We start from the raw sequence: 19801 nt of genomic DNA on the forward strand, positions 1-19801 counted from the left end.
CTCCTCTGCGCGCAGCTTGCCAAGCGAGCCGACCTTGTCCTGTTGCGCCGGCGTCAGGTTCTGCACGATCGCCAGCGCTTCGGCGCTCTTGTTCTGCGCCGCCAGCACGCCCACCAGGCCACGCGTGGCGTCGGGATTGTCGGGCTGCTGCTTGAGTACGCGGCGATACGCGGCCTCGGCCGGGGCGTACTGCCCTTCCTCGGCCATCACGTCGGCCAGCGCCACCTGGGCGGAAGGCTCGTGCGGATCCAGCTTGATCGCGCGCTCCAGCAGGCTGCGCGCCTCGGTGCGGTTGCCCGCGCCGCGCGCGGCATTCGCCTGCTCGGACAACAGCCAGTAGGTGGCGCTGTTCTGCGCGCTGCGGTAGCGCCCGCCCGCGCCACGCCTGGCGGCCTGGTCGAGGTAGTCCACCGCCTCGGCGAACTTCTCCTGCTTGAGGCGCAGCACGCCCATGCCGCCAAGCGCGTCGGCGTCTTCGGAGCGTTGTTGCAGCGCGGTCTGGAAGTGCTCGCCGGCACGTTCGAGATCGCCCGCGTCCATCGCGTCGAAGCCCTGCTGCACGATCTGGCGTACCGGGTTGCTGGCCGCGCCGGCCACCCGCGTGCTCTGCTGTTGCTGCTGCTGGACCTTGATCGCATCGAGCTTGGCCCGGATGGTCTCGTCGTCGGGATGGCTGGCCAGCCATGCCTGGTACATCGGCGCGTCGGCCGGGCGGCCGCCCAGCCAGGTCAGCGCCCGCCGCCAGCTCTCGCCGGCGGAGCCCGCCACATCGCTGCTCTTGGAGAGTGCCTCGAGGTGGCGAATGCCCTCGCGCCGGGTCGATTCGCGATAGGTCAGGTGCTGCGCCAGCGCCAGCTGGGCACGGTTGTCGGACGGATTGGCGCGCGCCAGCTGCTCCAGCCCCTTGCGTGCCTCTTCCCAGCCTTGCGCGGTGCCGCCCAGGGTCTGGTAATACTCCAGCGCGAGGTTGCCTTGCGGCGTGGTGCCGCCGGCGGCTTGCTGGTAGCGCTTGACCGCTTCCTCGCCCTGGCCGCTGCGCGCCAGCTGGCGCGCTTGCTCGAGCTGCTGGGTAACGCCGCCGCCGCTGACGATCTGCGTGAGACGCCCCACCAGCGGCGAGCCGGGCTGGGCCTTCTTCAGGCGTTCCAGGTAGGTGCGCGCACTGTCGGCGCGGCCGGATTCAGCCTCGGCCACGCCCATGCCGTACAACGCATCGGGCTGGGCCGCGTTCAGCCGCAGGAGCTTCTGCCAGGCTTCGGCCGCGCGATCGCTGCGCCCGCGCTCCTGCCAGTACTTGCCCTGGTCGACCAGCAGCTTGACCGGGTCCTCCTGCGCCGCGGCGCCGGTGGCGAATGCAGTCAACAGGCTCAGCACCAGGGTCTTGGCACGCAGGTTGGCGCGCGCAGCGCCGCCGGTATCTGCCAGGCCGCCCCTCGGGGCGGATGCGTTCGCGCGTCCGTTCATGGCCGGGCGCTTGCGGTTCGACATGTTTTCTCCCACTCCAACTCCAGTTGCCCCGAAGGCGCGAACCGGTAGCGGCCTTCGGCAAAGCCGAGGCCGAATAATCCCAATACGGTGTCGTAGTACGTGGCCGCGGACTTGCCGGCTGGCGCGGCGGCGTCGAGCATCGACTCGGCGCGCGCGCGTTGCGCAGCAGCCAGCGCCGGCGCTCCGGCCGCCTGCAGGAAAGGCAGCAGCGCGGCCGAAAATGCCAGCGGGCCCTCTCCTTCCAGCGCGCCGCTATCGGCGTGCATGCGTTCGGGCGGCGCGGCGCGTCCCGCCATACGCTGCGCCTGCGGCGCCAGCGCCTTCATCAGCACGCCACCGGCGGCATCGCGGCGCGGCGTCATGCCGGCCCACAGGTAGACGCGAATGGCGTCGTAGCTGCTCACGTCGCCCTTCGCCGGGTCGGTGACGAAGGCGCCGCTGCCGGGCTGCTCGCTGCGGTAGGCCGGCCAGTCGGGCACGATGCCTTGCCTGGCCACCGCCTCCACCAGCTTGCCGGCCTGCGTGGCCAGCGTCGCCCACGGGCCCGCCGGGTCGGCGGACGCCAGGCGGCGCAGCACGGGCACCGGCAGGTAGCTGGCGTTGAGACGCCACAGGTGCGGGCCATCGGCATTGCCTTCGACGAAGCCCTGCGGCCCCGGCAGCAACATCGTACCGAAGCCGGGCAGGGACACCACTTCCTGTTTGGCCACCAGTGCGAGCAAGGCGCGCGCCTGCTCGGCATAGGCCGGCTGCCGCCACAGGCGCGCCGCCTCGAGCAGAGCGAAGGCGAACCACAGGTCGGCATCGGACGCCGGGTTGGCGTCCATCACGCCCCACGAGCCGTCGGCGCGGTGGCCCCACTGCCAGGCCGGCAGCTTGTCTTGCAGGCTGCCCGCGCCCAGGTTGGCGATGCTCCATTGCCAGAGACGGTCGAAGGTGACGCGGTCGTTGGCCAGCAGCGCGAACACCATGCCGTAGGACTGGCCTTCGGAGGTGCTTTGCAGCGCCTTGGTGGACGAATCGAGCACACGTCCGTCGCCCTGCACGAAATGGGACAGGAACTGCTGGTACAGCGGCCAGGCGCAGACCATGGGTGCAGCCGCCGCCTTGGGCGCAACGGCCGGCCTGGCCGCGTCCGCCAGCGCCGCCCAGCCGCCCACGGCCGCCAGCACGCCGGCCCCGGGCAGGGCGGCCAGCCAGCGGCGGCGCGGCTGGTTCGGGTTCATGCGTGTTCTCCCTTCTTGCGCTGGCGGGCGCGTGCCCGCAGCGACAGGAAGAGCAAGGCTGCCAGCGTCAGCGAGGCGCCCCCGATCATCAGCACCATGGCCAGGGGCCGCCGCGAAAGCCACCATTGCACATAGGTCCAGGGCGCCAGCTTGCCCACGTAATAGTTCTGCTGCGCCGCCAGGCTGTCGATGTCCTTGCCGTGCACCAGCACCAGGCTGCCCTGCACATGCGTGACCTGCTCGGGATCGAGCAGCACGTCGGTCATGGCCAGCAGGCCTTGCGGCGCATTGCTGGTGACCGCCACCACGCTGCGCCCGGACGCCAGCGGCGACTCGAAGCCGCTGAGCGTGGCGTCGGTGGCGGCGCTGCTGACCGACATGTGCGTCTCCACCGGGCGGTTGCGCGTGCCGTCCGCGCCATTCCACCAGCCCATCACCGTCGAGACGGCATCCGTCAGCGAAAAACGCTTCTCATTGCCCACCAGTGACACCGGCATGCGCTCGGCCCACTGCGTGAAGAGCGGCTGGGACTGCGCGGTGCCGATCACCAGCAGATCGCGCTGGGCCTGCTTGTCGACCTGCGACGCGCCGCTGACCGCCACACCGGTGGCGGGGTAGCCGGTGGATTCGCCCATGCGCCCCATCAGCGTGAGATAGGTCGAATAATCCTCGGCGCCAGGCTTGTCCGGAAGGATCACGGCAGTCTCGGAAAGATCTGCCAGCCGCGTGAACGGGAAGCCGCTGTTGCCGAACACCGCCAGATCGGGCAGCGCGATGAAGTGCGGCAGGCCGGTCACGTCGATGGTCGAATCGGGATCGATCGCGCCCTTCACGTTGTCGAGCAGCACGTCCTTGCACGCGCCCTGCTTGAGGTAGTCGTAATAGAAGTGGAACTGCAGCTGCGACTGCGCCGGCAGCATGAACAGCGGCAGGTCGATGCGCTCCTTGACCGGCACCGAGCCGTCCGGCAGCACCTTGGCCAGCAGTTGGCTGGCGCGGCCGTCCTGGTTCTTGACCGAACGCAGCGCATAGGCGCGCAGGAACTGGCGGTTGACGTTGATATTCAGCGTGGATTTGTCCACCACCGGACGCGGCGTATAGCGGTACTTCAGATCGATGGGGATACCCTTGCTGCGCCAGCCGAACAGGTCGGGCGGCAGCCGGAAGTTCACGCGCACCAGGTCGGGGTTGTAGCCCGAGACGTTGAGATCGCGCACTTCGGTGAGTTCGCCGAAGCGCACCGGGCGGTCGCTGCGGACCCAGTTGGGCGCGTCGTACGGCACGCGCGGCGCCACGTCGTCGAGCTTGTTGATGGTGGCGCTCTGCCCGGACAGCGCCCGCGCGCCCAGCGTGAGCGCCCGCGCGGCGGTCTTGAGCTCGGCGCTGTCGCGCCCCATCACCAGCAGCAGCTTGCCATTGGCGTCGGCCGGGTTGGGCACCACCGCGATCATGGGCCCGTTGATGGCCGGCACCTCCACCCCGGCGGGCTTTTCCTCGTTGGTGACGAAGACCACCGCATTGCCGGCCGCCGGCACCTGGTTGAGCGTGGCGGAGAAGGACGCGCCGCGATAACCGGCCAGCGCGCCGAACCACGACGACACCGCGCCGGCCGCTTCCAGCGTGGCGGGCGACGGCGCGCCGGCGAACACGAAGGGCAGCCTGAGGCGCCCCACGTCGCGGCGGTCGAAGAACGGCAGCGGCAGCAGCGACAGCTCGTTGGCCAGCGCCACCGGGGTCAGCGTGAGTTCGAGCACGCTGCTGTTGCCGATGGTGGCCCACAGGCTGGAGTGGAAGGGGTCTTCGCAATCGGTGGTGTAGTGGCCGATCAGCTGCAGGTTGAGCCGGTTGAACTCGCTGATGAGCCGCGGCTCGATGGCCAGCTCGCGCTCCAGGCTGGTGCCCGCGGTTTCCTTGGGCACCGGCACGGTGGCGGCAACCTCGCCGTTGAGCATCACGTTGATATGCGACAGCGCAGGGATCAGCGCCGGCGAATAGGTGTAGCGCAGCTTGAGGCGCGCCGCGGTCACGACCTCGTCGGCCCGGATCGAGAACGGCACGCCGTTGATGCCGTCGACGCCGCGCAGCTGGAAGGGCACATCGGCGCCCAGCTGCTTGAACGTGACCTGCACCGTGCGCGCACCGCTGCGGGGCGCGCCGGTGGCGGCCTGCGCGGCGGCGCCGGCAGGCGCCTGCGCCGTTACCGCGTCGCGCGTGGCGTCCGGCATGGCGGCGCGCTGGGCTCCCGCCGGCGTCATGGTCAGCATGGAGAGCGCCAGCAGGGCGCCCAGGCGTGTGAGCACGGGCAGGCGCGCGGCCGGGCGGGCGCGCAAACGTACGGGCAAGCGTGGTGTCTTGGTCAAACGCATTCTCTAGTTTTGCCAGTGGTCCGTTGCGTGGCCAGGCCGGTGCGTGGCACAGGCACGTGGCCGCTCAGGCCGGTCAGGGAGTGGAAGAGGCGCCAGGTTCGGGCCGCCGCAGCAGCCGGCGCATCTCGCGGCCCAGGTGGAACATCACGTTATGGAAACCGAGCAGGCCGATCCGGAAAATCTGGCCTGCGGCCAGGCCAGGGGCATCCGGACGCTTGCGGCCCCAGGAATCGATCCAGGCATCGGCGCGCGCGAAGGTGCACTGCACGAACGCCATTTCCTCGCGCGGGCTCATCTTCCCCAGCACCAGTCCGGTGTGCGACTCGCCCTGGAATACCACCTTGGCCGGGAACATATGCTCGTCGTTCTGCAGGTAGAGCGAGATCTGCACCGCGTCGCCTACGGTCGCCTTCATGCCCGGCGGCAGCCGCATGCCGATGCCGCCCTCGGCGAAGTCGATGGTCTCGCACACCACGGCACGGCCATCGGCGAAATGCAACGTGGCAGGCAGCTTCATCGCCACCCGGTGCGCCACGCGGATCTGCCGCGTCTCGCTGGCCACAGCAATGGAAGCGCCGAGAATGATCAGGTTGTAGAAGGTCCAGATCAGGTTCAGCACCACCGTGGTGGCCTCGAACTGGTTCCACAGGAACAGCCGCAGGAAGCCCACCACCACGCCCAGCAGGTTGAACAGCAGCAGCACCAGGTAGGGCCGCGAGATCACCCAGTCGAAGTAGGCTTCCTCGATCACCCCGCCCTTGGGCGTCACGTTGAACTTGCCGGCCGCGGGGTTGATGAAGGCCACCAGCACCGGCCGCATGATGTACCACGCCAGCACCGATTCGTAGACCTCGTTCCAGAACGAATGCCGGAACTTGCCCTGGATGCGCGAGTTGCTCATGTTCGCGTGCAGCAGGTGGGGCAGCGCGAAGATGGCAATGGTCAGCGCCGAGGCCTGGATCACGTGGGCGCCGAACAGCAGGTAGGCCAGCGGCGCGGTCAGGAACACCAGCCGCGGCAGGCCATAGAAGAAATGCAGCATGGCATTGAGGTAGCACAGCCGCTGCGGGAGCGACAGGCCCGGCCCGAGTAGCGGATTGTCCACCCGGCAGATCTGCGCCATGCCGCGCGCCCAGCGGATACGCTGGCCCACGTGGCCCGAAAGGCTTTCCGTGGCCAGCCCCGCCGCCTGCGGAATCGCCAGGTAGGCGGTGCCGTAGCCCTTGCGGTGCAGCTTGAGCGCGGTGTGCGCGTCCTCGGTCACGGTTTCCACCGCGATGCCGCCGACCTCCAGCAACGGGGCGCGGCGGATGATGGCGCACGAGCCGCAGAAGAAGGTGGCGTCCCACAGATCGTTGCCGTCTTGCACCAGGCCGTAGAACAGTTCGCCCTCGTTGGGCACTTCCTGGAAGGTGCGCAGGTTCTTCTCGAACGGATCCGGCGAGAAGAAATAGTGCGGCGTCTGCAGCATGGCCAGCTTGCGGTCCTTGAGGAACCAGCCCATGCAGATCTGCAGGAAGGAGCGCGTGGGAATGTGGTCGCAGTCGAAGATCGCCACATACTCGCCATGCGTGCTCTTGAGCGCTTCGTTGATATTGCCGGCCTTGGCGTGGCGATTGTGGTTGCGCGTGACGTGGGTGACGCCGACGCGCTCGCAGAACTCGCGGAATTCCTCCCGCCGGCCGTCGTCGAGCACATAGACATTGATCTTGTCGCGCGGCCAGTCCAGCGACATGGCGGCGAACACCGTCGGCTTCACCACCGAGAGCGGCTCGTTGTAGGTCGGGATGAAGATGTCGACCGTGGGCCAGTTCGCGCTGTCCGGCGGCATCGGCACCGGGCGGCGCTGGAGCGGCCACGCGGTCTGGAAATAGCCCAGCATCAACACCACGAAGGCGTACAGCTCGGCCAGCACCAGGCCGATCCCGAAGGCGGCGTCGAACCAGCCGCCCAGGCCCACGGTTTCGGTCAGGCGCCAGTACATATACCGGCTGGATGCCGCGATCGACAGCACCACCATCATCAACGTGGCAAGACGCCCCTTGACCCGGTTCAGCCACGCCGCCAGGGCGAAGCACACCGAGGCAAACCCGATCTGCTGCCAGAAATCCAGCGGCACCGAGATCACCAGCGCGAACATGACCAGCGCGAGCACCAGCGCGATCGCCCGTACCGGAGCACTGTCCCACAGGGGCAGTTCCACGAAGCCATTGCCGAAACGCTGCAGCAGGGACGAAAGCCTGCCGGGCTTGCCGCCGGATTCGCCCTTTGGCGTGGGGCCAGCGCCTGCCTGAGCGGCAGTGCGGGTCAAATTGGCTGGCTTCACGCGGCGCCTCCATGTGCGACCAGGGCCTGCCGTACCCATGCAGCGCAGCGCTGCAGGTCGTGCGTGGCCTGGCTGTGCGGGTTGTATTCCAGCACGCTGCGGTCGTAGGCGAGCGCCTCGGCGACAGCCTGGTCCTGATGGATCACGCCGAGCACGCGCTCGCCCAGCTGGGCACGCAGCACCTGCACCACGTCCTTGCCGAGCTGACGGCTCACGTCCACCTGGTTGATCACCAGCACGTGGCCGAGATAATCGGGCCGGCCCTCGCAGTAGGTGCGGATCAGGTCCTCCATCAGGGGCATGGTGGCGTAGGACGCCGCATCCGGCAGCGACACCGTCAGGCACAGTTGCGCGCACGACAGCGCCTGCCGCATATAAGGCGACGGCCCCGGTGGGGTATCGATCACCACCACATCGTCGGGACCCAGGCCCAGCGCGGCAAGCTGGGTGCGCAGCCAGCCGGGATGCGTAGCCAGGTGGGTCTCGAAGGCCGAGCGGTCGGTTTCGTTAAGCGAGCCGAACGGCACCACCAGCACGCGCGAACGCCCCTGGTAGATGCTCTCCTGCCACGCTTCGCCGGCCAGCGTGGCCCGCGCATGGCCCGAGACTTCCTGGGGCGGCATGCCGAAATGCAAGCGCAGCGCGTTTTGCGGATCCAGGTCGACCGCCACCACATGTTCGCCGGCAAGGGCGAGCGCTTCGGCCAGGTTGGCTGACAGGGTGGTCTTGCCCACGCCGCCCTTGGCCGACACAACAGCAATAATCTTCACGAGCGCTTCAACCGATCAAGAAAGGAACGGCGCGCGGGAACGCGCTCGCTGGTGGTTGCCGGCTCCGGCCTGCCCTCGAGCCGTGCGAACACTTGGGACAACTCGGTGCTGGCGGCATGGCCGGCGAGTTCGGTCGACGGCGTCGCGGGAGCCCAGATGCTGGCCTGGTGGGGTGCGGGGGCGGACATCGGGCCAGACACCGGCAGTGACGATGCCGGCGCTACGGCCGATGCCATCGATGCCGCCGCTGCCACCGCCCTGGCCGGCGCGGCCGGGGGCGCCGGCGGCATGCCTTCCGGCGTCCGGAAACGCGGCGCCATCGCCGAGGCGGGTGGAGCGGCCGGGGCCGTTGCGGGCGCCGCGAAGGCCACGGACGGGGGCACCATGGCAATGGCAACGGGCTCGGCCGGCGGCTGGCCGACGGGCTGCGCGCCGCGCCACAGCGGCTCGGGCGCTACGCCTTGCGGGGCGGCCGCCTCAAACCCATGCGGTGCCGGCTGCACCGACGGCACCGTGGCGGCACGGTCGACCCGCACGGCGGACAGCAGCGGCCAGCGCTCGCGCGCTTGCGTCGCGGCGTCTTCGCGCACGATCTCTTGGTAGGATTCCGTCTTGCCGCCAAAGCGCTGGAACAGCTTGGACAAATCGTCGGACTGACTCATGGCATCTCGCTCACGGAGGGGGGACACTGGGCAGCAGCACCGGGCTGCCGCGACGCCTCAGCGCCCAAACCGGAATTCCAGGCACCCGGTCGCATCGATCGGCGTACTCTGGCTGACCCGCAAGGTCTCGGACGAGCCTAGCTTGTGGAACCAGTGCTGGTACGCCCCCTCCAGGAACGCCGGCGACCAGTCGTCAGCGGCGTCTCCCAGCGCCGCCCTCAACGGCGCGCAATAGTGGCGGATCACCAGGGCGCCGCCGGCGTCCTCGATGCTGGCCCAGCCCCAGTCGACATCCAGCCAGATCTGGGCAATCGCCCGTTCCAGTTCCGCGAGGGTCGCGCAGGCTCCCGTATCGAAACGTTGGGCAAAACGCACGCCAACCCGCCACATGACGGCACGCAAGCCCGCCACGTCCATGGATGCGGCCAGCTCCTCCCCGAGGGCCGCCAGCATGTCGCGCCATTGCGAGGAGCAATGGCGCTCAGTGAGATACTGCAGAATCGCTTGATTCACCCCGATATCCTGTTTAATCGCCTGCTTAAGATAATTCTTATGGTTGTGCGCGTATTTTCTTCCCAACCCGGGGGTCTGGGCAAATGCTTTACGCGCAACAATAGATCGCTGGTTCAGCGTGTTCCGTCGCCACAGCATCCACCATGGGGAACCCGTGCGCGGAAAGCCGGACAAGGCGGGGGGGATCGGCCAAAAAACTGCGTTCCGCCATCCGTGCGCCATTTGCCCGGGTTTCCCGGCCAGGCTTGGGCACCCCTGCACGGGCACCGCCAGCCTGCCAGTTTCCGCGCCTCCCGGGAACCCTCCCCCTTCCAAAGCAGGGATAGCTTTGCAACTTCCTCCCCCCACCGCCCGGCTGCTGTGGGCCTCGCATGTAATGTCTCTACATGGGAATGCCGGGCCGCCTCCGTCCCGGGCCCGGTAAATGGCATCGCCGCAAGTGGCAGAATCGGCGATACGGACGGCACCATTCCGGCCCGCGCCAGCACAGGTCCAGCCGACGCCCGCCGCGAGTCAGTTGCCGTCGGCCAGACCAGGGCGGACCCGAAAGATGAGCGCTCGAAGAGGGGCGTCGCGAGCGGCCTGGTCCACGTGATGTGCCGCTATCCGTCGCGACTCGGCGCTATGCGACCGGGTTGCGCAGAGCGTCGCCCCGCACCCAGCGACGCAGGTTGTCCAGGAAGATATCGACCACGCGCGCGGCGTTGCCGTCCGAGAATCCGGCGCTATGCGGCGTGGCGATGACATTGGGCAGTGCCCAGACTGGCGAATCGGCGGGCAGTGGCTCGTGGGCGAACACATCCAGATAGGCACCTGCCAGCCTGCCCTCCCGCAGCGCGTCAACCAGCGCGGGCTCGTCGACGACTTCCCCGCGGGCCACGTTGATCAGCCGCGAGCCCGCCGGCAGGCTGGCCAGGGCGGCGGCGTTCACCAGTCCGCGCGTCCGATCGGACAACGGGCAAGCCAGGATCAGCCAGTCCGTGCGCGGCAATACCGTCGGCAGCGCCTCGAAGGTCATGGTCTCGTAGCCATCGCCGGCTGGCGTCGCACGGTGGCGCACCACCACCACCGACATCCCGAGCAGCTTCAGCACTGCGCCCAGCTGCTGCCCGATCGGGCCCCAGCCGACGATGGTGGCCGTCTGGCCGTGCAGGTCGCGTGGCAGCCCGGTGCCGATCAGGGGTGCCCAGCGACGTTCCCGCTGGGCGGCGAGCATCTGCGGAACGTGCCGCGCCAGCGCCAATAGTCCCGCCAGCGCGGTCTGGGCCACGACCCCGGCGTTGGCGCCCGACGATGTGGTGACCGCCACGCCGCGCTGCCGCAACTGACTGAATACCGTGCGGTCCGCGCCCGCGGAATGCGTATGCACCCATCGCAGCGACGGCGCTTCGCGCATCGCGGCATAGAAACGCTGGGTGGCCGGCAGGATTTCATGCTTGGTGGAAAGCCCGGTGACATCGCGCGAAACAAACGCGATGTCAGCATCGACGCCATGCGGATCGTCCGTGGCGGGCGGCAACACCGGCGCCCACGCGCGTGTGCCCAGCGCCGCGCCGATTGCCTCGCGGTTCTGGCGCAGCGACGCCCCGGACAACAGGACGCGCAGCGTCGCGTCGGATATGGATTCAGGCTTTCCCATGTTCTCAGCTCAATCGACGGTGGCGCCGGAGGCCTTCACCACGCTTTAGTCGCGGTAACCGGGATCCAGGCGATCGAGCTTGCGCAAGAGCGCCGGCCATTCCATCACGCCATATGGACGGCGCGTGCCAGGCTGGTAGTTGTTCCACGTTTCCTGCAGGATCTCCGGCGCCACCTCACGCAGCGGCGTATTGCAGGACATCGCCGCCACCTGTGAGCGGCAGGCCAGCTCCAGCCGGTGCATCCAGTTGAAGGCCTCGCCGACGGTGTTGCCAACGGTCAGCGCGCCGTGGTTGCGCAGGATCAGCGCCTCGCCCTTGCCGAGGTCCTCGATCAGCGACGCCTGCTCGGCGGTATCGAGCACCACGCCCTGGTAATCGTGATAGCCGATCTTCAGGAAGCGCATGGCGGTCTGCGTGATCGGCATCAGGCCGCAATCGAGCCCGGACACAGCCATCGACGCCCAACTGTGCGTGTGGATCACGCAGGCCACCTCGGGGCGGGCGTGGTGCACGGCGCTGTGGATCACGTAGCCGGCCTTGTTGATGCCGTAGCTGAGCGCGCCGAAATCCGGCTTGGAAAGAATCTTGCCGTCGTGGTCCACCTTGATCAGGCTGGACGCGGTGATTTCCTCATACATCATGCCGTAGGCATTGATCAGGAAGGCATCTTCCTCATCCGGCACGCGCACGGAGATGTGGTTGGCCATCATGTCCGCCATGCCGTACAGCGCCACCAGCCGGTAGCAGGCGGCCAGGTCCACGCGGGCCTGCCACTCCGCCTCGCTGCATTGGTTGCGCATCGATGGAATGTTCAACACACCGGGTTTCGTCATGATGGGTCTCCTTTGGATTCAGCGGTATTGGGGCGCCGGGGCGAGTCTCGCCTTGATCCGAGCCGGGGGCCGGGTCGCCAGCCTGGCGCGTCGCGCCCTCGGGGCGGCGGTCATCCAGCACCGTGCGGTCGAAGATGCCGGCGCGACAGGCGGGAAATTCTTGGGGGAACGGACACGGCGTTTTCAGGCATTTGGAGTCTGTCCGGAACTGTAGCCGGCGGGCGGCGGGCCGCTAAGCCCTCGTCCGGCATGGGGGCATCACGATTCCTGATGGGGACGAGCGGCTGGGCGCTCGTATCCAACAGTGCCTCCTGAGACTGGGCGACGACGGAGCAAAGTGTCCTAAATGGCGGCTTGGCATGCCAGCCGGCATGAACAGCGGGACGTCGGTCAGTTCAATCATGCCCAGGTTCGCTGAGGGCCCCGCAGTGTCGCCGACATCGCGCTTGCGGCCGTCAGGCCCGCGCATCCGCCGGCCGCTGCGGGAATGTCCGCTCGAACACCGATTCTGCAATGCGGTTCTTCAGGATCTCGATCGATCCGCCCGCGATCATCCAGCCGCGGCAGCGGCGCTGGCAGTACTCCACCAATTCCTCCTGGCTGTAGCCCATGCCGCCCATCACCTGCAACGCTTCATTGGCGATGTCGAAACCGGCCTGGTTGCAGAATGCCTTGGCGATGGCCGTTTCCTCGGCGGACGGAATGCCGCTGTCCGCGTTGGCGGCAGCGCGGTACAGCAGCAGCTGGCCCGCATCCAGCTTCATCTTCATCTCGGCGAACTTCCATTGCAGCCCCTGGAACTCGCAGAGCAGCCGGCCGAACTGCTTGCGCTGCATCGCCCATTGGCGCGCCACCTCATAGGCATAGCGGCCGAGCGCCAGGGAGCGCGCCGTGTTGCCCATGCGCTCCACATTGAAGCCGGCAATCTGCTTCTTGAAGCCGCCCTCGCCGAGCAGCACGTCCTCCGGTCTTGCGTAGACATCCTCGAAATAGATCTGCGCCCATTCCTCGCCCGACATGAAGCGCGAGCGCTGGCCGATGCGCACGCCCGGCGCCTTGGTGTCGATCAGCACCGACCCGATGCCGCCCACACCGGGACCAAAGCGCACATAGGTCAGGATCACATCGGCGTGCGGGCCGTGGGTCGTGAAGATCTTGCTCCCCTGGATGCGGAAGCCTTCGCCGTCCGGCGTGGCGGTGGTCTTCAGTTCGGTCACGGCAGAGCCGGCTTCCGGCTCGGTCATGCCGACGGAAATCAGCGCCTCGCCCTGCAGCAGCGGCGTCAGCCATTTGGCCTTCTGGCCGGCGGATCCATACTCGGCCAGCACGCGGATGGCACCGAAATTGCCGGCCTGGATGACGTCCGCGCTGCGCGGGCATTGCGCGGCGACGGCCTGAATGGCGATGATCGCGTCCATCAGCGTGCCGCCCTGCCCGCCGTCCGCTTCGGCGATCGTGATGCCAAGCAGGCCCTGCGCAGCCATCTTCCTGGCCACGTCCCATGGATACTGGTCGGTGTGGGCGCGCTGGCGGGCGCCCGGCTTCAGTTCCTTTTCGGCAAACCGGCTGACGGCGTCCTGGAACGCCTGTTGTTCCGGCGTGAGCTTGAATTGCATGAGCGTCTCCTAGTCTGATTCTCAGAATGCATGTTGGGGTGCGGCCAGCCGCAGCAGGCAGTCGACACCGACCACGCCTTCGGCACGGACGAACAGGGGATTGATCTCCGCTTCGGCGATGTCGGCGCCCTGCATGACCGCCAGGCGCGAAAAGCCGACGATGGCGTGTGCCAGCGCGTCCACGTCGCCACGCGGCAGGCCGCGGAAGCCGCGGATCAGCTGCGTCGAGCGAACCTCGCCGATCATGTCGTGCGCCTCCGCCACACTGACCGGCGCAGGGCGCAGGCTGACGTCGCGATGCAATTCCGCGGTGATGCCACCCGCGCTCAGCATGACCATCGGACCCACCAGCGGATCGCGGCGATAGCCGAGCATCAGCTCCAGCAGGCGGCTTTCCATGCGCTGCACCAGGATGCCGTCGACGCGCGCCGCCGGAGCGGACTGCCGCGCGTTCTCCAGCAACCGCGCCGCGGCGCGCGCCAGTTCCTCGTTATCGCGCACGCCCACCTCTACCCCGCCGATCTCGGTCTTGTGGAGGATGTCTCGCGAGCAGATCTTGGCAACGATGGGATAGGGCACGGCGTGCTGCAGCGCGCCTTCGCGCACCAGCGCCATCGGCGCGATCGGCACACCCAGCTCCGCAAAGGCGACGGCGGCCTCGAATTCAGACAAGTCACCTTGCGTCGGCAGCGCGGATGGCCACCTTGCCGGCGCGGGAGCCTCCACCGGGTCGTTGCGGGTCCTCGCCGCGCGGAACAGGCAGGCCAACGCATCCGCGCAGGCCTCCGGGGTGCGAAACGCGGGCACACCAGCCGCCTGCAGCAGTTCCAGCGATTGCGTGGCTTCCGGCGCCAGGAACGACAACAGTGGCTTGCCGCGCTGCGCGGACGCTTCCACGATCGGGCGCACGGCAAGCTGGGGGTGAAACTGCGCCGACGACCCGACGACGCAGAGCACGGCGTCACACCATTGGCTCTGGATCATCTGCTCGACCAGGTCCCGGTACTGGGCGCTCGTCGCTGCCAGCGTCAGGTCGATGATCGGCGTCTGGCGGATCCGCACGCCGCGCGCGGCCATGTGGGCGATGAACTCGGTGGGCGGTGCCACGGCCTCCACATTGGCCAGGCCAAGGCGATCCACCACCGTCGCGGCGCCACCGCCCGTGGTCGTCACCACGGCAATGCGCGGATTGCGCGGCAGCGCCGGGATGTCGGCGGCATAGCGGCGGGCCAGCGGCGCGGCTTCGAACAGCGTCTCCAGCATTTCCACGCGTATCGCGCCGTGCTTGCGCAGGAACGCGTCCACCGCCGCGTCGTTGCCGGCCAACGCGCCGGTATGCGACTGGGCCAGCGCCTCGCCCTGCGCGGAGCGGCCCAGCTTGTAGACCAGCACCGGCTTGCCCGCGGCACGGGCGCGGCGCAGGGCCGGACCCAGCACCGCCGCATCCCGGATCGTTTCCAGGAACAGCAGAATCACCTCGGTGGCGTCGTCGTCGACCAGCAGGTCGACCAGTTCGCCGACGCCGATATCGCTCTCGTTGCCCACGGAGACCAGCTTGGCAAAGCCGAATCCGCGTGCCGCGCCGCGCGACAGCAGCGCGCCGAGCATCGATCCGCTTTGCGAGGCCACGCTGATGCCACCCGCGCGCAGGGTGTCCGCCTCCAGCACGGCATTGACGGAAAGGATGGCGCCGCTGTGGACGTCCACCACGCCGATGCTGTTGGGACCCAACAGCCGCACGCCCAGTTCCTTCGCCCGGGCGGCGAGCGCCCGCTGTGCGGCCATGCCGGCCTCGCCCAGTTCCGCGAAGCCGTCCGAGAACACCGTCACCACGCTGGCGCCACGCGCGGCGCACTGCTCCAGCACCTCTGCCACCTGCCGGCCGGGCACCATCACAAAAGCATGATCGATGGTGTCCGGCAAGGCCGCGACGCTCGGATACGCCTGCAGCCCCATCACCTCGGCGCGGCCGGCGTTGATCGGGAACACCCGGCCCGCATAGCCATGCTTGCGCATGAAGCGCAGCGGCCGCGCAGTGTTCTTGCTTTCATCGGCCGAGGCACCGACCAACGCGACGGCGCCCGGCGTGAACAGTGCCTTGGCGAGTGTGCGGCCCGTGGCGCCCGTTTCGGGGCCACCTTGTTCGTTGACTTGCGTCATCAATGTTTCTCGTCTTGACGATGGATATGATCCGGCTCAGCCGGCCCTGAGCGTGGACAGCCCCAGCGCACGCACCGGGCGATGATCGAGCTGCCACAGCGCCTCGAGCAGCCGTGCAGCCGGACTGGCTCCGAGTACCGGGCCGCCCAGTTCCATGAACTTGTCAGCCAACGTCGCGTCGTCGAGCGGGGATTCGGGGTCGCCGTGCCGATACGGGGCAAAGTGCGCATGGCGGCTGCCGTCGGCCATCTCGATTTCCACGCGCGCAGCCCGCTGCCGCGGGAAGGCGGCGGTCAGATCGGGATCGGCGCTCAGCGCGACCTTCGTCATCAGCGCGCGGATGGCCGGGTCCGCCAGCCGGTCTGGCTGGAATGCATCGAGCCGCACCGCGCCGTGCAGGAGGCCGTGCGCGACGACGTACGGCAGGCTGAAACGCGCCTCAAACGCGGTGGCGGGCCGAAAATTGCCTGTGACGTCAAGCGCCGCCTGGTACGTCGCCACGCGGATGGCGGCGATGCGGGCCGGGTCGAGCCGATGGTTGCGCACGATCCGCATGGCGGCGTCGATGGCGGCAAAGGTGTGGCCGCAACAACCATGGTTCTTCTGCGTGATGCGCATGATGTGGTAATCGGTGCCCAGGCCATCGGTCACGCCATGCCAGTCCGGCTTGCCGCAGAGCGCGGCACCAAAGCCGGCATCGCCCTCCAGGATGTCGTGCACGCCGTTGACGCCATGCGCAGCAGCCTGGGCGGCCTGCACACCTACCTGCGCGGCATGGCCGGCGTGGAGTGCCTTGGTCATCGCATCGGAGCGGAACGCCTGTTGCAGCCCCGACGCGAATGTCGCTGCCGTGGCCAGTGCATCGGCCGCGGCACGGACATCGCCGGGGGACAACAGCAGCGCGCCGGCCGCCGCCGCGCCAAAGCAGCCGACCGTGCCCGTGGTGTGGAAGAAGCGGTAGTGCGCCGGCTGGACGGCCGCGCCGATGCGCGTGGACACCTCGTAGCCCGCGATCACCGCGCGCAGCAGGTCGATGCCGGTGGCGTCCACCTGTTCGGCCAATGCCAGCGCGGCCGCGATCGTCGGGCAGCCGGGATGGTAGACGGCATCGCGGAAAATATCGTCGAATTCCGCCGCGTGCGAGGTGCTGCCGTTGATCCAGGCCGCCGTGGCCGGGAAGGCCGGCGTGGCGTGACCGATGATGGTGGATTTGCCAACGCCCAGTTCCGCGCGATGCGCGGCCACCAACTGCTGGCCGGGCGCCATCTGCAAGCCGGCCAGCAACGCCGCGAACCAGTCGATCACCGCGCGGCGCGCATGGTGCAGGACGGGGTCCGGCAACGGTGCGGTGGCCGCTCGGCCAGCGTAGGCGGCGAATTCGTCGATGATCATGCGAGGTCTCCTCTTGCCACATCTCGTTCGGGAATGCATCACATGGTAGGGATGGCACGCCGGCGAGCTTTGACATTTGGTGAAAGCTCCCAAACCCGCATGCCTATTCCGGTCAACGGAGCGGCGGTGCATACTCCGCGGGCGCACCCTATACGCCAGGCCTGTCGGCTCGGGAAAACCCGCACTTCGCGCGGGCCGTCGACAACGGCTGCCGCCTTGCCCGTTCCGCTTTGGAGAAAGCCCGCACCCATGGACATGGACATTCCCTCGCTTGCCATCCTGATTGCCGCCGTCGAGGAAAAAAGCCTTTCGCGTGCGGCCGAACGCGAGAACCTGGTGACCTCCGCGGCCAGCAAGCGCATTGCCGAGCTGGAGCGGCGCGCCGGCACCGCGCTGCTGCGCCGCCACGGCCGCGGCGTGGAGCCCACGCCGGCGGGCGCGATGCTATACCAGCGCGCCAAGGCCATCGTGCGCAGCGTGCAACTGGCGCAGGACGCGCTGGCGGCCTACTCCGCCGACGGCATCGCCAAGATCCGGCTGGCCTCCAATGCCTCGACGATCCTGCAGTTCCTGCCGACCGATATCAGCGGCTTCCTCAAGCACGCCCCCGAGGCGCGGATCGACCTGGTGGAGGCATTCAGCTTCGATGTCCCGCGCCTGGTCTCCAACGGCGATGCCGACATCGGCATCTATCACGCCGGAACGCCCAGCCCTGGCGTGCACTCGCTGCCGTACCGCCAGGACCGCGTGGGGCTGGTGGTGCCGCGCGGACATCCGCTGGAGGCCAAGGGGTCGCTGCGGCTGGAGGAGGCGCTGGACTACGACTTCCTCGGCTACTTCCCTCGCCATACCTTCGATGCGTTCCTGACGCTGGTCTCCGGCACGATCTCGCGGCCACTGACGGTGAAAACGCAGGTATCCAACTTCGAGGCGCGCTGCCGCATGGTGCGCGAGGGGCTGGGCATCGCCATGGTGCCCGAGGGCATTGCCAAGAACTATCTGTCGATGATGGGGCTGTCGCTGCTGACGCTGACCGATGCGTGGGCGGTGCGGGACTTCTACGTCTGCGTGCGAGACAAGGAAAGCCTGCCGGGCGGCGTGGCGCACCTGCTGGAATACCTGAGCCGCTGCGCGGCCATGGAGCAGCATTTCCAGAGACCCAGGTAGGGGTTTTGCCCGGGTTGCCGGGGCTTGCGCCCTGGGCGCTTTCAATACGGGAGTGTTGTTGCGCCGGGTTCGCCGCTACGCGCGCCATGAAGGCTGCGTTGCTCTTTTTTCAAAGCTGGGGCCGACGGGCTTTCTAAGATGTGCTGGACGGGTGCGTTCTCCTGGCGGGGCCGCACGACGACGATAACGATCACATCGGAGACAGCCATGAACAAGATCCTGCGGCGCACGGCCGCCGGCCTGCTGCTATGCTGCGCCGCAACGGCCAGCGCCCAGCAACCCTACCCCTCCAAGCCGGTCCGCGTCGTGGTGGCGTTCACCGCGGGAGGCACTACCGACATCCTCGCGCGCGAAGTCGCCCAGCAGATCGGGCAAACACTCGGTCAGAGCGTGGTCGTGGAAAACCGCCCCGGCGCCGGCGGCAATATCGGCACGGATTTCGTTGGCCGCAGCGATCCCGATGGCTATACCCTGCTGGCCACCTCCGTCGGCCCCGTGGCCATCAACCCCACGCTCTACCGCAAGCTCAAGGTCAATCCGCAAACGGAGCTGACGCCGGTCGCCCCGATTGCCGACGTGCCGAACGTGCTGGTAGTGAATCCCAGCCTGCCGGTCAAGAACGTGCAGGATCTGATCGCCTACGCCAAGGCGCACCCGAATACCCTGAATTTCGGCTCCACCGGGGTGGGGACGGCCGCGCACCTCTCCGGCGTCCTGTTCAACGAGCGTACGGGGGTGCGGACGACCCATGTCCCGTACAAGGGGGCCGATGCGCTCAACGACCTGCTGGCGGGGCGCGTGCAGTTCATGTTCGCAACGATTCCCTCGGTGATCTCGCAGATCCGCAGCGGCAACCTGCGCGTGCTGGCCGTCACCTCGCGCAAGCGCTCGGCTGCCTTGCCCGATGCGCCGACGATGGCGCAAGCCGGCGTGCCCAACCTGGTCACTGGCGCGTGGTTCGGCCTGTTTGCACCGAAGGGCACGCCCAGGGAGATCGTCGCCACGCTGAACAAGGCCGTCGGCGACGCGCTCGCCAAACCGGAGGTGCGCACCAAGCTGTCCCAGCAAGGCGCCGAGGCCATGCAACTGGCACCCGAGGCATTCGGCAAGTTCGTGGTGGCCGAATACCAGACATGGAAGCCCGTGGTCATCAGTTCGGGCGCACGGATCGACTGACGCGCACCGCTTCCCCCGGCTGGCGGAATCTGCATCGTGACGGCGGGACCCGGCGGCACGGTATTTTGAAGGTTCCGTTCGTAGTCACTGTGTTTCCGGTAGCGGGCAGGCTTGCCGGATCGCTGACTCTGACGACACCATGCCGACGGCAGCGCGATCACCGGTTGGTGCGCCGTTGCCGCATCGGCGCTCGCGCGCGCCGGCACGCTACCAAGTATCGAATGCGCTACCGCCTCGCTGATGTAACGACACATGACTTACATGTATTGAGGTCCGCGGCCGGCACTCAAGTCTTGAAAGCGCTCCATATGCCGCACCAGAAGAAGGCACGCGCCCGCCAGCGTGCGCTACTCCCCTCTTCCGCGTGCCGACGGCGATGCGCCATCCCCTGATCGGTCAGACGCCATGGCGCCGCGCCAGGCATCGCTTGTTTCAGGCTTGCAACAGATCGGCAGCTTTTGGAAAC

At 68.2% G+C, this 19801-nt stretch carries 15 protein-coding genes; 2 read left to right on the forward strand and 13 right to left on the reverse strand.

Annotated elements, in window-relative coordinates; translation table 11 throughout:
* The 12 genes from P3W85_RS19340 to P3W85_RS19395 all read right to left on the reverse strand — a co-directional run.
* A partial coding sequence (locus tag P3W85_RS19340; protein WP_276265982.1) for a tetratricopeptide repeat protein occupies window positions 1–1488 on the reverse strand: 1488 nt, incomplete at its 3' end.
* Window positions 1461–2714 carry a cellulose synthase complex periplasmic endoglucanase BcsZ gene (bcsZ, locus tag P3W85_RS19345; protein ID WP_276265983.1) on the reverse strand — a complete coding sequence of 418 codons (1254 nt, stop codon included), beginning with the start codon at window positions 2712–2714 and terminating at the stop codon, window positions 1461–1463. The genes bcsZ and P3W85_RS19340, both read right to left, overlap by 28 nt.
* Window positions 2711–4978, reverse strand: a complete 2268-nt coding sequence (bcsB, locus tag P3W85_RS19350) for a cellulose biosynthesis cyclic di-GMP-binding regulatory protein BcsB (RefSeq protein ID WP_430869575.1) — start codon at window positions 4976–4978, stop codon at window positions 2711–2713. The genes bcsZ and bcsB overlap by 4 nt, the downstream gene beginning before the upstream one ends.
* Before the next feature lie 175 nt (window positions 4979–5153).
* Window positions 5154–7406, reverse strand: a complete 2253-nt coding sequence (gene bcsA / locus P3W85_RS19355) for a UDP-forming cellulose synthase catalytic subunit (protein ID WP_430869573.1) — start codon at window positions 7404–7406, stop codon at window positions 5154–5156.
* The gene (bcsQ, locus tag P3W85_RS19360; protein WP_017225078.1) at window positions 7403–8176 is read right to left on the reverse strand and encodes a cellulose biosynthesis protein BcsQ; all 774 of its coding nucleotides are present in this window, start codon (window positions 8174–8176) and stop codon (window positions 7403–7405) included. The genes bcsA and bcsQ overlap by 4 nt, the downstream gene beginning before the upstream one ends.
* Window positions 8173–8838 carry a cellulose biosynthesis protein BcsP gene (bcsP, locus tag P3W85_RS19365; protein ID WP_276265985.1) on the reverse strand — a complete coding sequence of 222 codons (666 nt, stop codon included), beginning with the start codon at window positions 8836–8838 and terminating at the stop codon, window positions 8173–8175. Before bcsP ends, bcsQ begins: the two co-directional genes overlap by 4 nt.
* A 57-nt stretch (window positions 8839–8895) precedes the next feature.
* Window positions 8896–9351 carry a cellulose biosynthesis protein BcsD gene (gene bcsD / locus P3W85_RS19370; protein ID WP_017229944.1) on the reverse strand — a complete coding sequence of 152 codons (456 nt, stop codon included), beginning with the start codon at window positions 9349–9351 and terminating at the stop codon, window positions 8896–8898.
* Window positions 9352–9973: 622 nt separating this feature from the next.
* The gene (locus tag P3W85_RS19375; protein WP_276265986.1) at window positions 9974–10990 is read right to left on the reverse strand and encodes a D-2-hydroxyacid dehydrogenase; all 1017 of its coding nucleotides are present in this window, start codon (window positions 10988–10990) and stop codon (window positions 9974–9976) included.
* A gap of 45 nt (window positions 10991–11035) precedes the next feature.
* Window positions 11036–11824: a class II aldolase/adducin family protein gene (locus P3W85_RS19380; protein WP_276265987.1), complete on the reverse strand. Its 789-nt coding sequence runs from the start codon at window positions 11822–11824 to the stop codon at window positions 11036–11038.
* A 455-nt stretch (window positions 11825–12279) separates the two neighbouring features.
* Window positions 12280–13440, reverse strand: a complete 1161-nt coding sequence (locus P3W85_RS19385) for an acyl-CoA dehydrogenase family protein (RefSeq protein ID WP_276265988.1) — start codon at window positions 13438–13440, stop codon at window positions 12280–12282.
* A 21-nt stretch (window positions 13441–13461) separates the two neighbouring features.
* On the reverse strand, window positions 13462–15600 hold the full coding sequence (locus P3W85_RS19390; RefSeq protein WP_276265989.1) for an acetate--CoA ligase family protein: 2139 nt from the start codon (window positions 15598–15600) through the stop codon (window positions 13462–13464).
* A 36-nt stretch (window positions 15601–15636) separates the two neighbouring features.
* Window positions 15637–16992, reverse strand: a complete 1356-nt coding sequence (locus P3W85_RS19395) for an MmgE/PrpD family protein (RefSeq protein WP_276265990.1) — start codon at window positions 16990–16992, stop codon at window positions 15637–15639.
* Window positions 16993–17247: 255 nt separating this feature from the next.
* On the opposite strand from P3W85_RS19395, the gene P3W85_RS19400 reads away from it, so the two are divergent.
* Window positions 17248–18159 carry a LysR family transcriptional regulator gene (locus P3W85_RS19400; RefSeq protein ID WP_035816353.1) on the forward strand — a complete coding sequence of 304 codons (912 nt, stop codon included), beginning with the start codon at window positions 17248–17250 and terminating at the stop codon, window positions 18157–18159.
* Between the two features lie 41 nt (window positions 18160–18200).
* Here the strand turns inward: P3W85_RS19400 and P3W85_RS19405 are convergent, their stop codons facing one another.
* Entirely contained in the window at window positions 18201–18368 is a 168-nt protein-coding gene (locus tag P3W85_RS19405; RefSeq protein ID WP_276265991.1) for a hypothetical protein, read from the reverse strand.
* Between P3W85_RS19405 and P3W85_RS19410 the strand changes: the two genes are divergently transcribed.
* Window positions 18367–19335 carry a Bug family tripartite tricarboxylate transporter substrate binding protein gene (locus tag P3W85_RS19410; protein ID WP_276265992.1) on the forward strand — a complete coding sequence of 323 codons (969 nt, stop codon included), beginning with the start codon at window positions 18367–18369 and terminating at the stop codon, window positions 19333–19335. The two genes, P3W85_RS19405 and P3W85_RS19410, sit on opposite strands and share 2 nt — an antisense overlap.
* Window positions 19336–19801 lie beyond the last annotated feature (466 nt).

It is taken from the genome of Cupriavidus basilensis (genome assembly GCF_029335485.1).
GTDB classification, from domain to species: domain Bacteria; phylum Pseudomonadota; class Gammaproteobacteria; order Burkholderiales; family Burkholderiaceae; genus Cupriavidus; species Cupriavidus basilensis_E.